The following is a 14905-nucleotide window of genomic DNA, read 5'->3' as shown; positions in this document are numbered from 1 at the left end:
CAAAATATTGACCAAAATTTTAAGTCAAGAAAGTCCCTCAAGTTTTTGAGGATTTTCTTTCTTTATTCCGCGCTTTTCCGACTTGCAGTTTTAGTTCAGGTCCCCATTCAAATCGCGGTTCAGTTTGCTGTTTTTGTAACCATAAGAGAAATAAATCACGATTCCGATGGCGAACCAAAGGAGGAACCAAAACCAGTTGTTGTGGCTCATTCCCGTTAAAAGGTAAAGACAAGAACTTAAACCCACCAACGGAATCAGTGACAGATTTTTAAAAAAAGCTAAAACGCACAAAACCAGATTGATAATCAGGAAAAAGAAAATGGAAATCCTGAATTCGCCTTCATTGGGATCGTTCCAATCCATTAAATTGTGAAAGAACGCCGGTTGCCAGAAATAAAAGAAAGCCAGCCCACCTAAAAAAAACACTGGAAAAATGAATTTCGCATTGATATAGGGCAAGTGAAACCTTCCCTTTAACCTTTCTTTTGACGGAAGCAATAATACGCCGCCGCAAACCAACACAAACGCGAAAATAGTTCCGATGCTGGTGAAATCCAGAATAAAGGATTTGTCTGTAAATAAAATAGGAATCCCCACCACAAAACCGGTTACAATGGTTGCAAAAGCGGGAGTATTGTTTTTCGGGTGGATTTCCATGAATTTTTTTGGCATCAAACCATCGCGGCTCATCGCATACCAAATTCTCGGTTGTCCCATTTGAAAAACCAGCAAAACTGTGGTAATGGCAATGATTGCGCCTAATGAAACCACGAATTCCATCCATGGAATATTGGCATTAGATTTTTCGAAAATAAAGGCAAGCGGATCACCAACTCCATCGAATTTTCTGTAATCCACCAATCCTGTTAAAGTCAAAGTCAAAACAATATAGATCGCCGTGCACAAAATAAGTGACATGATCATTCCTCGCGGGAGATTTTTCTGCGGATTCTTGGTTTCTTCAGATAAAACACTAAGCGCATCAAATCCGATATAGGCAAAGAAAACTCCTGAAACCGCACTCATCACGCCGGAAAAACCGTTTGGCATAAATGAATTTTCGCCAGTGACTTTGCTTACAGGAAACCAGTTGTCGGTATTGATGTAGGCCACTCCAACAGCAATCACCAAAAGAATGATGAACAGTTTCAGCAGCACAAACAGGTTGTTGAAATTCTTCGATTCCCGCACTCCGACATAGCAAAGCCAAGTAATTAAGCCATTGATGACCAAAGCGGGAATGTCCAGGATGATTTTTAGGTTTCCTATTACTGGTGCCGTTTTCCAAGCATTGATGAGATCCTTGTTCATTGAGTTTCCCAGAAATGCTTTTTGAGCCTCGGAATAACTGCAGGTGAAATAATCTGGGATATGGATCCCGATTCTGGACATGAAACTGGTGAAATAATCACTCCACGAAAAGGCTACATAAATATTCCCGAAAGAATACTCCATAATCAAAGCCCAACCGATAATCCAGGCTATCAATTCCCCGAAACTTGCATATGCATAGGTGTACGCGGAGCCCGCAGTTGGAATCCGGCTCGCAAATTCCGCATAGCAAAGCGCGGTGAAACCACAGGCAAATCCGCAGATGATGTAAAGGACGATCACGCCCGGTCCGCCACGGAAAACGGCTTCTCCCAAACTGCTGAAACTTCCGGCTCCGATGATGGCAGCAATTCCGAAAAATACAATATCCCAAACTCCCAAAACCCTCAATAATCCTGATGAGTGATCACTCTCGCTGTAATGTTTTCTTCTGAAAAGCTGATTCATAAAAAATAATAGTTTACACAAATGTAAAAGAAAAATTCAGAAAAATTATTTTTTTGCGCTGAAATACTAAAGTTGGTAGAATTTCGGTTTTAAAATAATACCTTATTTTTGTTGAAAACAAATGATGATGATGAAGTTCTATGTAATACTGTTTTCCCTACTTTCTGCTTTTGGTTTTGCACAGTCCGTCAGTCTGTACAATCCCGGAAATAATGCTGTTTATCCTGATCAGCAATATTTCTGTGCCGGCGAAAGCTTCAATTTAAAGGTGGATGCAGTAGCTACTTCCACCGGGGATTATCAGGTCATCAAAGATCAGCTCTCGAATTTCCCGCTGTCAGCCGGTTCCATACCGATCACGTTTCAGTCGCCAAATACCAACAAGTTCAGTGACTCGTTCCCGATCGGGTTTAATTTTAGCTTTTATGGCAAAAATTATACGCGTGCGGTTTTGGGAAGTAACGGAAGACTTGTCTTTACCAATGATCCGCAACGCGATAATCTGAAAGATGTCACGACGTATACTGACCGAACTTTCAGCGGAATAACCGGTTACAATACCTTCTCGGCATTGCCTTCCAAAGATTACAATAAGGTCTTTAGGAATAATCCGACTCAGGAGCTGAATCTGGCTCAGATTTTTTTTGGATATACCGATTTGATTCCCAAGTCACAGAATTCGAGTGTCACTTATCTCTATAAAAATGTCACTGTGGCAGGAGTAAATGGACTCTTGGTTTCTTTTCAGAATATGATCAGGACCAATGGAACCGGGGGGATTTCTTCTGTGGCGTATTACAGTCATGTTTTGTTGTTGGAAGACGGCAGAATCGTGGTTTACGTCAGTAATAAGACAGAAAGCAGTTACAACGCCATTTTGGGAATTCAGAATGATAATGCCACCAAGTTCAAGGTTCCGGTACACAGCAACAGCATTTATAATTACAATAACGGTCCGTGGACGAGCGAAGGAGTGGTCTGGGTTTTTAAACCGAACCAGAATCTGACGCCGCAGTTTAAATGGTTCCAAAATACCACATTGCTGCCCGAAAATACAAACACCCTCTCTAATTTTGTTCCCAATGATGGCGATGTTTTGAAAGTGGAAGTGACTTATTTTGACAGTCTCGGAAATCAGGTCGGAAATCCGGAAACGGATTCGGTGACTTTTCACCAACTTGCAAAACCGGCGGTTACCATGACTCAGCCCAATTGTTCTACCGCCATTTTAACTACAACAGCCGTTCCGGGAATTCAGTACGAATGGTATCAAAGCGGAAACCCAGCTGTTTTGTCAACCACCAATACTTTCACCGCTTCCGCAAACGGAAATTATTTTGTGCGTGCGAAAGTTCCAAATTCCACCTGTTTCGTGGATTCTGATTTGGTGCCAGTTTCCGTAGGTGGAAATTTTCCGAATTTCAACAACACGCCGAAATACCTCTGCAAAACCGATGGTTCCAATTCCACCACGGTGAACCTGTATGATTATTATCCGGCAGATCCAACGAACTATACCCTGAAATTTCAGGAAAACGGAGTGGATATTCCAAATCCGGCCAATTTCGTCATTAATGCAAATACCACCCGAACTATCGGGATTATTGCAAACAGTGTAACCAGTTCTGCTTGCAGTTTCGCGACCACTTTTGAAATTGTTTTCGCGTCTTTGCCGGTGCCAAATACGCAATTTACGGCAAACAAGCTTTGCTTCGGTGAAAATGATTTTGCCTTGAGCAATTTCGAAAACCAGTTTTTTGCCGGTATGAATTGGCAATTCCAATATTCTTTGGATGGTGGAGCTACTTTTCAGAATTTAACTTCAGTAAATCCGCAAGCAAACAATCCGATTTTGGTTAAAATTAAACATCCGGATTTTGCCTGCGAAACCACGGTGAAGCTGAAATTTGATTTCCACCCAAAAGTTCCGGTGAATCCGATCACGCCATTTCCGCCCCATTGCTTTTCCACCACAGAATATTTCGATTTGAATATTACGAAATCTGAGCTGGAATTTGGGCCGAATATTCAGGTGACTTTTTACAAAGATGTTGCCATGACGGACCAGATCACCAATTTGCAATACCGTGGAAGCGGAACTGTTTACATCAAAATTTTAGATATTACAACCGGTTGTTTCAGCACCACGACTTTGACGCTTGTCATCTATCCGAAACCCACTTTGATCAAAACCACACCGGAAACCAAGTTGCCGAAATCCTGCGGTTCCACGATTTATGATTTGACGACGAATATCAATGACTATATCGGAACCTGGAGTCACTATTCAGAAATCAGATATTACGATGGAAACGGCGTGAGAATGGTGAATCCGGCACAATGGCAAAATTATGATTCCTCTGTTTCGGGAGCGAATCCATACATGGTTTTTGTCTATAACCAAACGAATAATCTGCAATGTTCGGATCAGATTGGCTTTGATTTAAAACTTCTGACAAAACCCGTTTCGCAGATCGCCCAGATTTTGATCTGTGACGAACTCACTTATCCTTTGCAGACTTTCAAAAATGCGGTCATCACCAATTCTGCAAATTACACCTTTACGGATGATTTGGGAAATCCACTTCCGGCAAATTTCAACCTGTCCGTGCTTCCGCAAACCGTGAAATTCCTGATTAAGGACAATGCAACCGGCTGTGTTTCCAATGTGCAAACCGTGACTTTTGTAAAAGGCGGGAATTCCGTCTTATTGAATTCTGAAACACAGTATATATTATGTGACGATAATTTTGACGGAATCACGAATTTTAATTTAGATTCGAAAAAATCAGATTTCACCGCGGATCCTGCAGCGATTTTTGAATATTTTAAAGATGCCGATTTTAGCCAGAAGATCAATTCCAATTATACCAACGAAGTTCCATTTGCGCAGACTGTTTTTGTGCGGATTACACTTCCGGGATTTTGTCCGGCAAACGCGAAAATCCATCTGAAAGTGAATGTGCCGACTTTATCTTCCACACTTGAAGACAAGTATTACATCTGTTATGGGGATCAAATCACCATCGATGCAGGTTCGGAAAACGTTCAGTGGGAATGGAGTACGGGAGAAACCAAGCAAACGATTCTGATTTCAAAAGTTGGAGCATATTCCGCGAAACTCACCAATTCAAATGGATGTTCATATACCCATCAATTCGTGGTTTCTGATGAGAACCAGCCGAAGATCACTGCCATTAACCAAACCAACAGTTCAATTGAAGTAATTGCAGAAGGTGGCGTGAAACCTTATCGGTATTATTTTAATGGAATTCCACAAAATTCAAACATTTTGCTCGACCCCACGGCAAGTTCCTATATTATTCAGGTGGAATCTGCAACGGGTTGTCTAGGCGAACCAAAAACCGTTTATTTTATTAAAATCCATAATGTCTTTACGCCGAATGCGGATGGAATCAATGATTTCTGGACGATTGAAAATTTGGGCAAAATGCAGGATATCCAGGTTAAAGTGGTGGATCGTTTTGGAAAGCTGGTTTATGATTTTTCAGCATCGTCCACTCAAACCGCTGCCGGAAGAGACCCCGTTTGGGACGGCAAAATAAACGGAAAACCATTGCCAACATCCACTTATTGGTACACGATCACGTGGTTTGATCCGGTTACCCGTCGCAATGAACAAAGACAAGGTTGGATTCTGGTGAAAAATCGGGAATAAATCAGTTAAAACCCAAGTAAGAACCTGCTGAAAAATTAAAAAGGACCTTACGGAGAAGATTGGTTTCTGAATCCATTTTCGAACGCCTAAAAACCGCTGGTCGATAGGTTTATCCACTTATCCACAATATCTTTTTTTTCTTGGAAAAACAATAACTTTTGCCTATTTTCGTTGATTAAATGTGGAAAATGTTGGAAGCATTATTCTTGCTCCAAGCGATACAGACGCACACCAAACCCAGATTACATGAATTCAAAAAAAATCTTGATTGCAACCGCAATTCTTTATTACGGATTTTCCGAAGCGCAGCAGTCGCAATTCTTTAATGACCGGGAAAATTACCGATTCAACCTGGCCGAAAACCTTTACAGCAGCAAAATCTATAACGCTTCTCAGTTCGAATACGCCCGTCAGTATTTTTACAATGCGTCCCTTTCAAACTCCAAAAAGGAAGCAGCACAGTTTTTTGACAACATGATTGGCGTGATTCTTAGAAAAAATCATGCAGAAGAAGGGTTGGCCGCATTCATTAAGGAATACCCTAATTCGGCTTATTTCGCACAGGCCAATCTTCCATTGGCTGATTTTTATTTGGCGCAAAAGGATTTTGAAAAGGCGCTGGAAACCTTGAAAAACGTGAACCAATACCGGCTTTCAGGTGAGGAGAACACGCAGTATGTGATGAAATTGGGATATGCCAAATTCATGACCGGTGATTCACAGGGAGCAATCGAGGCATTGGAAGAAGCCTATAAAAATTCGGATGGAAATGACAGAAACGACATTGCCTATATGTTGGGACACCTGTATTATGCAGATAAACAGAATGAAAAGGCGTTTTCGTTTTTTGACCAGATTAAAGAAAATGATAAATATGCACGGTTGGTGAAACCCTATTATGTGCAAATGTATTTTAACGACAAAGATTATGACCGCGCGATTTCGGAGGGAAATTCTTTGTTAAATGAATCATTGTCAAAAGAGTACGGTGCTGAAGTTCACAAAATTATTGGCGAAAGCTACTTCATGAAAGGCGATTACAGTTCCGCCTATCCGCACTTGAAAATTTATTTGGAAAGCAAGCAAGCTCCTTCAGAGAGCGACTTGTACGAAATGGGTTTTGTTTCCGCACAACTCAAAAAATATGACGAAGCGGTTTCGTATTACAACCAGTTGGTCAACAGCAAGTCTGCCACCTCTCAAAATGCGTATTATCAATTGGGGAACGCGTATTTGGAAGTAGGGAAAAAGCAGGAAGCGCTTTCAGCATTTCGCTCGGCTTATCAGATGAGTTATGATGAAAAAGTTCAGCAACTTGCACATTTACAGTATGCTAAACTGAGTTACGACATCGGGAATCCTTTTGAATCGCCTTCAAACGTTATTCAAAGTTATATTTCAAAATATCCGAAAAGCAAAGAGGTTGCAGAGCTGAGGTCGCTTTTGTTAAAATCTTATCTCTATTCCGGCGATTACAAGGGAACTTTGGCGGCCATCGATAAGATGCCGAATTCTACTCCGGAAACCAACAAGATTGATCAGGAGGTTTCATTCCTGTTAGGAACTGAGGAGTTCAACAAAGGAAATTTCGATGGTGCGGAGAAATATTTCATGCGGAGTTTGGAATTCAATATCAACAAAGAATTCAATACGAGAGCGACTTACTGGTTGGCTCAAACCTATTATCAGAAAGGGAATTATCCTTCCGCGATCGTTCGTTATGAAAAGATTTCCCATGAAAATTTCCTCGAGAAGCAACAGCTGAATTACGATTTGGGATATGCCTATTTCAAGTCTAAAAAATTTGAAAAAGCCAAAGAATATTTCAAGGAATACCTGAAAAATCCCAAACCGGAATTCAAAGCAGACGCAGAACTTCGATTGGCGGATACCTATTATGCAAATAACGAACTGAACGAGGCCATTGCAATCTATGACAAGGCTGAAAGCGCCGATGATTACACCATGTTTCAGAAAGGAATGTCTTTAGGTTTTAAAGGGGATACCGTGGCGAAGATTTCCACTTTGAAGAAATTGATTGCCCAATACAAAAACTCGGAATATGTTGATGATGCACAATTTGAAATCGGGACGGCTTATGCGGCAAATGACGACTACAATAATTCCAACGATTATTTCACCCAAGTTATCAAAACCAGTTCTGATAAGGATTTGGTAGCGAACGCACAGATTTATCGTGCCCAAAATTACATCGACCAAAATCAAAATGAAAAGGCGCTTTCCGAATTGAAGTCATTAGGAAATCAATACAAAAATACCGCCTATGCAAGCAAGATTGTTCAAGCGGCACGTCCGATTTTCCTTAAGAATAATGACATTTCTGGATACCAGAATTTTGCCAATAGTTTAGGAGTCAGAATCGATGCTTCAGAAATTGACGAAATCAATTTGACTTCCGCTAAAAATTATTATGCGCAGAAAAATTTCAAGGCGGCTATTCCGCTTTATGAGAAATATTTGACCCAAAATCCTACCGGTGAAGGTCTTTATCAAGCCCAATATGAATTGGGTGAAAGTTATTTTCAGACTCAAAACCCTACCAAAGCATTGTTGGTTCTGCAAACGGTTGCGAATGTGCAAAACGATTATCAGCAAGATGCACAAACCAGAATCGCCCAGATTTATTTAAGTCAAAATAATAATTCCGAAGCTAAAAAATACTTGGAAACCCTTTCCAATTCTGAAAATGTGAATGTGAAAAACTTCGCCAATATAGAATTGATGAGAATTTTTGCCGAGGAGAAAGACTTTTCAAAAGCGGAAAAATTTGCGGATTTGGTGATGAAAAATTCCAAAAACGCGGCATCGATTATGGAGCAGGCGAAAGTCATCAAAGCCAGAAGTTTGATGAACAGCGGAAAAGACAATGAAGCGAAAACCGCTTACGCTGCCTTGGAAAAATCGTCAAATACAGAAGTTGCCGCCGAATCTCTATACGCGAAAGCTTTTTACCAAAACAAGGCAAAAGCGTTCAAAACTTCGAATGAAACCATATTTAAACTAGCAAATAATTACGCTTCCGAAGAATATTGGGGCGCGAAATCTTTGGTCTTGATGGCGAAAAACTACATCGGGTTGAAAGATAATTACCAGGCGAGCTACACGCTGGACCAGATCATCGCGAACTATCAGGATTTCCCTGAAATCGTGGCGGAAGCGAAAGAAATTAAGAAAACGATAAAATAATCTACAGTTTTGATCCCAAATAAAGGGGTGAAATGTGAAAAATTGACCGAAATAAAATGATAAACTTTAAATATAGAATATTTTCCATTGGGTTGTTGGTGTTTTCAACTGCAGTTTTTTCGCAGATTAAAGAAGAGAAACTCATCCTCGACAGAAAACGCGAACCGGAAGTAAAAAAAATCGAAAAGAAGAAAACCTCTGTAGAAAAGGAAAAAAATTATCCACCTGAAGCAAAATCACAGAATCCTGTGACCTATGAAATTACCAATGTTCCGGCGGTTTCTGACTTCAGAACTTCCACGATCCAGGGTGAAGATATTTCCCCGAAATTCGATGCGGATTACCAAAACAACTATTTCCAGATCGGCATGGGGAATTATGGGAAGATTTTGGCAGATGGAAATATTTCAGCCACCTTGGAAAATAAAATGGAAGTAGGAGCGGATTTGCATTTCCTTTCCACATCAGGTTTAAAGAATGATTATGATTGGGATTCCAAGCAAAGTTCGGGCAACTTGGGGGCGTTTCTGAATTCCTATGGAGAACTGGGAAAATTCAGTATCAATGCGGATTTCGGGTTGAAAAACTACAATTATTACGGGATTTACGCGTTCAGCGATATTCCGGAGGTCAATCTGGGTCCAAATCTTGATCTTCAACAAAAAGTGAATCAGTTCAAGATCAACGGCTATTACGATTTTTATTCCAATGAAATTTTGAACGATATCCGATTGAAATCTTCGATTCTAAGCGACCATTTCGGTGCGAAGGAATCTCAGGCGGAAATTTTGCTAAATCTTTCAAAGCACGGAGTAGATCTTCCAAAATTTAATGATGTTCGGCTAAATGGGGATTTGGGAATCAATCTGGAAATGTTGAAATCGGATTTTTCGATTTTGGATAAGAATACCTCCAATTTTTTTAATGCGACTTTTTCACCGAAAATCACTTTGTTTAAAGGGAAATCCTATTTGATGCTGGGCTCGGATTTCTCCCTATTAAATGGTACGAATTCTAATCAAACATTGCCGGAGGACTTAAAAAGCAATAAGTTTTACTGGTTTCCAAAAGCGGAGGTGCAATTTGCTGCAACAGACGAATTCAAATTCTATGCGGGTATTGACGGTGGTTTAAAGCTGAATTCCTATGCGAATTCTTTGGATCAAAATCCGTATCTGGTTTCTGACCAGGTTTTGCTTCCAACCGAAACGAAATATCACGGCTATTTCGGTTTGCGGGGCGATATCGACCAAAATATCAAATATGATTTCAGTGCGGGGTTTGCAAAGATTAATAATGTGATGTTTTTCCAGGGGAACAATTTCTATGACCCCGATTTGGCGACAAATCCTGCTTATGGCTATGCAAATACTTTTTCGGCGGTTTATGATAATGGTACGGTGAGCGAGGTGAAGGGGAGTGTGCAATATTTTCCTTTGGCCAATTTGACTTTGGATGCGGAATTGAACTTTGCGAAATACAAACTTGATAATTATGAGAATATTTTCAACAGGCCTTTAATCAAGGTAAGTTTGGGTGGAAAATACACGATGCTCGACAAAAAGCTGAATCTGGGTGCGAAAGCCTTTTTCGCTTCGGATATGACCACGAACGCTTATTCGGTGTCCGACACATTCCCGTTTTTCGGAATGCAGGAAAGTACCAATGAAAAAGTGGGTGGTTTCGCGGACTTAAATTTATCTGCGGAGTACAAAATTCACAAAAATTTCAGTATTTTTGCACTCGGAAATAATCTGCTGAACGCCAAGTATCAGACTTTCAAGGGTTACAAGGTTTTGCGGGCTCAAGTTCTGGCGGGAGTGAAGATTACTTTTTAATGCGGCCCGATAGTTCAACTGGATAGAATATCAGATTTCGGCTCTGAGGGTTGAGGGTTCGAATCCTTCTCGGGTCACGGAAAATGGGATGAATAGTAATATTTGTCCCTTTTTTTATTTAAATGCGCAACAAAAATCGATTATCTGATGCCTTTTTATGTTTATGTAATCAAAAGCCGGCTCAATGGACATCTATATAAAGGTCAGACCGAAAATCTCGAAAAGCGATTGTCGGAGCATAATGCTGGGCGTAACCGTTCAACAAGACCATTTCTGCCTTGGGAATTGGTCTATTTCGAAAAATTTGAGACTCGCGAGGAAGCCGTACTTAGGGAAAAGTATTTCAAAAGTGGAAGTGGTCGAGAATTTTTGAAGAAGGTGTTGTCCGAGTCGTGAACAAAATTGATTTCACGCCGGATAGAATATCAGACCTGCCTGCCGGCAGGCAGGTTTCGGCTCTGAGGGTTGAGGGTTCGAATCCTTCTCGGGTCACAGAAAATGGGATGAATAGTAGTATTTGTCCCTTTTTTTATTTATTTGATTGGATGGCCAAGCTAATCTTTTTTATCTATTCTTTGCAATTTGTTGCTTATTCCTTAATCCGTATTCGTTATTCCATATTCTTCACACTTTTCAAAGTTTTTTTTACAAAATACTGATTTCCATTTAACAAAAATGAAGATGTACTATGACCTTTGTCACTATTTGTTAATTGGGGGTTTAAAATATATTTAACATTATTTAACGCTTTTAAAATTACTTTATAATATAATTAATAAAACGTTTGTTTGATTATTAAGTATGGTGGAAAAATGGCAAATAAAATTAATTATCAATAAAATGAAAGTTAAATGAGATATATATCATGAATAAAACGGATGTTTCGTTAGTGAATTGATAAAAGTCTTTCTATCTTTGTCATAGAAAAAAACAGTGAAAATTATTTGATTAATTAAAAATTAGAAACAATGAAAAAAGCAGTGAACTTTAAAATGATGTTGTTGGCCTTCGGACTTTTTGCCGGATTGGTTTCCGCGCAGAAGATTAGTAGTAACAATGTGAAGACCACCGTTTCTGGAACTTCTACCTTGCATGACTGGACCATGACTTCCACGGCTGGTACTTTTTCAGGAACCGTTTCTGGAAATACAATTACTGATGTGAAGTACGTTCTGGGTTCAAAAACCTTGAAAAGTGGAAAGGGACCGATGGACAACAATGCTTACAAGGCTATACAGGCTGACAAGTTCCCGTCAATCACCTTCACTGCTACATCTGTAAACATAGGCAAAGGTACCATTACGGGAAAACTAACGGTAACCAATGTCACCAAAACTGTTGAATTCCCGGTAGCAGTTGCAAAAAATGGAAATTCCTACACCATCAACGGAACAGAATCTATCAAAATGTCTGACTATGGCATTACTCCTCCTTCATTTATGATGAATACAGTGAAAACCGGAGACGACATCAAAGTGACCGTGAATGTGGTAGCTCAATAATATTTAAACAAATAAAAATCTTAGAAATATGAAAACTATGTTAATGAGAGCTTCAATGCTCGCAGTAATGTTCTCAGGAGTAAATTTAATGTTCGCACAAGAGGACGCAACAACTTCAATGAGGGACTATATGGCCCCGGAAAAAGCAAACCGAAACGTTTTTGAAGATCCGAAAGTCGCTTCGCCTGAATATGACGGCGTGAAAGTGGTAGTAGGTGGAGACTTCGCCTTGCAATTCCAAGGTTTGGACCACTGGACAGAAAACAAAAATCTAGGCTTCGTAAAAGATGCTAATGGAAACAACACCACAACTCCCAACTATCTATATAATATGGGAAATGATTTCAACCTTCCAACTGCAAACCTAGACATCAACGCTTATCTGGCAAAAGGTGTGAAAATGCACTTGAGAACTTATCTTTCCGCTCGTCACCACAATGAAGCTTGGGTGAAAGGTGGTTATATCCAAATTGATGACCTGGACTTCATTAAACCGGGATTCTTGGGAGAAATCATGAAATATGCCAGAGTGAAAGTGGGTATGGACGAGATCAATTACGGGGATTCACACTTCAGAAGAACTGATAACGCCGAAGCGATCAACAACCCATTCGTAGGAAATTACATCATGGATAGTTTTACTACTGAACCTTTTGGTGAAGTTTATGGATTCTACAAAAATTTCATCGCTATGGTAGGGGTTTCAAATGGTAAATTAAACCAGACCCCAATCAAAGGAACCAGCTGGAACTCGCCTTCAGTTTATGCAAAAATTGGATGGGACAAACAAATCAATCCGGATTTGAGAGTAAGACTTACAGGATCGTTCATGCAAACTAACGGTTGGAATACAGGAAGTTACCTATATGGTGGTGACCGTGCAGGTTCTAGATATTATTATGTACTCTTGACCGCTAATGATCTTACCGGTACCAATAACCCATCTACAGGAGGCTTCAACCCGGGATTGAGAAAAATGCAGGCTTTCCAAATCAACCCATTCATCAAATATCAAGGATTGGAATTCTTCGGAATCTATGAATATGTGACTGGTCTGAAATCATTGACCGCAACTAGAGGTAACTACACTCAATTGGGCGCAGAATTACTTTACAGATTCGGTGGCAAAGAACAGTTCTATGTAGGTGGAAGATACAACAACGTAAGTGGTAAAGACAATGATGACGCAGCAACTTTGGAGAGAAAAATTGATCGTTACCAACTTGGAGGTGGTTGGTTTATGACCAAAAACGTACTCGCAAAAGTGGAATACGTGAACCAACAATATAACGACAGCAAAGTCTGGGGAGCAACAAGCCCATTGCAAGGAGGAAAATTCAATGGCTTAATGCTTGAAGCTACCATAGGTTTCTAATTTTTAATATTTCTTTCGAAAGAGGGATGAAAAAAGTCCCTCTTTCGTTTTTAAGCTCATGAAAAACAAAATCTTACATCTGATTCTTTTTTTAGTTACTGGATTTTATTTTTCTCAGCAGAACGCGGTAGAGATTAATGGCTGGACCAACATCAATACCTTTAAATGCATCAACAACTCTTTCTCTAATTCCCCAAACGTTTATTTATTCACCGGAAATGAACTTCCGAATGTGATCCTTAAGGTAAACGATTTCGATTGCAGAAACAGAATAATGACTTCCGATTTCAGGAAGACTTTGAACTCAGAAAAATATCCCTACCTCTCCATTAAATTCCTGAACTTTTACAGACAAACAACCAACGCGTTTAGTGCAACGGTAGAAGTGAAGATGATGAATGTGGTAAAAAAATACACCATAGAATTTAGTGAATACAAAGGAAGTCTGGTGGGAAACAAAAGGTTGAGATTTTCAGATTTCAATATTGTGCCCCCGAAAAAAATGGGCGGAATGGTTTATGTGAAAGACGAGCTGGATTTATTTTTCAGTTTGGCAATCGACAAGAATTAGTTTATAAAAAGCCTAAGTTTAAATTTTTTCATAATTATTTTGATGTGATAAAGAAGCTCCATGAAAATGGGGCTTCTTTTATGCGTTTCATTCTTCAGAAATCAACTATTTCTGGTAATGCCTAAATATTCCAAAATCGCTCGGGGTCCACAGTGCCGCCTTTTGTCCGGCTGCTTTCAATCCGTCGTTTGTCCACGTGTTGCAGGTGTTCAAGAAACTATAGCTCCCCACTGCATCATAGAAGGCGTCGTTTTGCCCATAAACCGCATCGGTCTTAATCAAAATGGGGTTTCCATTTTGGTCCCGTTCAAATTTTTGCTTAATGAAGCGGATCAAATTCAAATATTCGGTTTTGGTCAGATTTATTTTCACGCAATCCTTTCCTTCAGTCATTTCATCATAAAAAGTGCAGTGCATGGCAGATTCGCTCAGCCAGAAAGCCGCTTTGAAAGCAACAGAAACCTTCAGCTCTGCCCAAGTCGGCGTTTCCAGGTAGAATCCTTTGTCACCCCATCCTACAGCCAAATACTTGAAATCCGTTCTCTTAGACTGCGTATTTTCGAAAGGGATTTGCTTGCTCCAGTCGATTTCTGCAGATTTGATGGGAACCACGATGTCAGTATGGACTCCGTTGGTCAGAATATAGGCTTCGATATTTCGCGGTTCGTTAACCGGTTGGGCGGGAACCGCAATAAAAGGAATGAAATAACCACAAAGCAGATAAAGCGCCACAATGCCGAATAAGGCGGAAATTGCCTTGAGGATAACCAGGAATAATTTCTTCATTGTCAAATATAAATAAAATTTAATATTAAATTTTTTGCATTTTATTTGCGGAAATGAAAATAATTGTTAAATTTATTAACGAAAACTTTATCATTTATGCACAAGAGATCTAAATCCCACAAAAGATTCAAAATTCGTGTAAAAGTTGCGCCAAAAAGAAACAGGGTA

9 protein-coding genes and 1 tRNA gene are annotated in these 14905 nt (G+C 39.8%); 8 read left to right on the top strand and 2 right to left on the bottom strand.

Translation table 11 applies throughout. The features are described 5' to 3' along the window. Positions 1-90 precede the first annotated feature (90 nt). Complete coding sequence (locus ACM44_RS09630) at positions 91-1779, bottom strand: APC family permease (protein WP_048499830.1); 1689 nt, start codon at positions 1777-1779, stop codon at positions 91-93. A gap of 127 nt (positions 1780-1906) precedes the next feature. Here ACM44_RS09630 and ACM44_RS09625 point away from each other — a divergent pair, with 127 nt between their 5' ends. The 8 genes from ACM44_RS09625 (at position 1907) to ACM44_RS09585 (ending at position 13951) form a co-directional block, all read left to right on the top strand. Beyond that, positions 1907-5458, top strand: a complete 3552-nt coding sequence (locus tag ACM44_RS09625; RefSeq protein ID WP_160304006.1) for a T9SS type B sorting domain-containing protein — start codon at positions 1907-1909, stop codon at positions 5456-5458. A 246-nt stretch (positions 5459-5704) separates the two neighbouring features. After that, on the top strand, positions 5705-8665 hold the full coding sequence (locus tag ACM44_RS09620; RefSeq protein WP_048499828.1) for a tetratricopeptide repeat protein: 2961 nt from the start codon (positions 5705-5707) through the stop codon (positions 8663-8665). Positions 8666-8721: 56 nt separating this feature from the next. Beyond that, positions 8722-10503, top strand: a complete 1782-nt coding sequence (locus tag ACM44_RS09615) for a TonB-dependent receptor (RefSeq protein ID WP_048499827.1) — start codon at positions 8722-8724, stop codon at positions 10501-10503. A gap of 3 nt (positions 10504-10506) precedes the next feature. Next, positions 10507-10580, top strand: a tRNA-Arg gene (locus ACM44_RS09610). A gap of 70 nt (positions 10581-10650) precedes the next feature. Then, positions 10651-10899, top strand: coding sequence for a GIY-YIG nuclease family protein (locus ACM44_RS09605; protein ID WP_048499826.1), 249 nt, complete (start codon positions 10651-10653; stop codon positions 10897-10899). Between the two features lie 572 nt (positions 10900-11471). Beyond that, positions 11472-12005, top strand: a complete 534-nt coding sequence (locus tag ACM44_RS09595) for a YceI family protein (RefSeq protein WP_048499824.1) — start codon at positions 11472-11474, stop codon at positions 12003-12005. A gap of 28 nt (positions 12006-12033) precedes the next feature. Further along, entirely contained in the window at positions 12034-13380 is a 1347-nt protein-coding gene (locus tag ACM44_RS09590; RefSeq protein WP_048499823.1) for a type 1 periplasmic-binding domain-containing protein, read from the top strand. Positions 13381-13438: 58 nt separating this feature from the next. Continuing rightward, positions 13439-13951 carry a hypothetical protein gene (locus tag ACM44_RS09585; RefSeq protein ID WP_048499822.1) on the top strand — a complete coding sequence of 171 codons (513 nt, stop codon included), beginning with the start codon at positions 13439-13441 and terminating at the stop codon, positions 13949-13951. 105 nt (positions 13952-14056) lie between these two features. Here the strand turns inward: ACM44_RS09585 and ACM44_RS09580 are convergent, their stop codons facing one another. Then, a complete protein-coding gene (locus ACM44_RS09580) occupies positions 14057-14737 on the bottom strand; it encodes a TIGR02117 family protein (RefSeq protein ID WP_048499821.1) in 681 nt (226 codons plus the stop codon). Positions 14738-14905: the final 168 nt, after the last annotated feature.

It is taken from the genome of Chryseobacterium koreense CCUG 49689, from assembly GCF_001045435.1.
In the GTDB taxonomy this organism is placed as follows: Bacteria; Bacteroidota; Bacteroidia; order Flavobacteriales; family Weeksellaceae; genus Kaistella; species Kaistella koreensis.
This window is presented reverse-complemented; position numbering and strand designations above follow the sequence as displayed.

What these genes read in the sequence shown, in the direction of transcription:
- ACM44_RS09585 (WP_048499822.1), top strand. Translation starts at nt 13,439, where the DNA reads ATGAAAAACAAAATCTTACATCTGATTCTTTTTTTAGTTACTGGATTT.
- ACM44_RS09615 (WP_048499827.1), top strand. Translation starts at nt 8,722, where the DNA reads ATGATAAACTTTAAATATAGAATATTTTCCATTGGGTTGTTGGTGTTT.
- ACM44_RS09605 (WP_048499826.1), top strand. Translation starts at nt 10,651, where the DNA reads ATGCCTTTTTATGTTTATGTAATCAAAAGCCGGCTCAATGGACATCTA.
- ACM44_RS09580 (WP_048499821.1), bottom strand. Translation starts at nt 14,737, where the DNA reads ATGAAGAAATTATTCCTGGTTATCCTCAAGGCAATTTCCGCCTTATTC.
- ACM44_RS09625 (WP_160304006.1), top strand. Translation starts at nt 1,907, where the DNA reads ATGATGAAGTTCTATGTAATACTGTTTTCCCTACTTTCTGCTTTTGGT.
- ACM44_RS09595 (WP_048499824.1), top strand. Translation starts at nt 11,472, where the DNA reads ATGAAAAAAGCAGTGAACTTTAAAATGATGTTGTTGGCCTTCGGACTT.
- ACM44_RS09620 (WP_048499828.1), top strand. Translation starts at nt 5,705, where the DNA reads ATGAATTCAAAAAAAATCTTGATTGCAACCGCAATTCTTTATTACGGA.
- ACM44_RS09630 (WP_048499830.1), bottom strand. Translation starts at nt 1,779, where the DNA reads ATGAATCAGCTTTTCAGAAGAAAACATTACAGCGAGAGTGATCACTCA.
- ACM44_RS09590 (WP_048499823.1), top strand. Translation starts at nt 12,034, where the DNA reads ATGAAAACTATGTTAATGAGAGCTTCAATGCTCGCAGTAATGTTCTCA.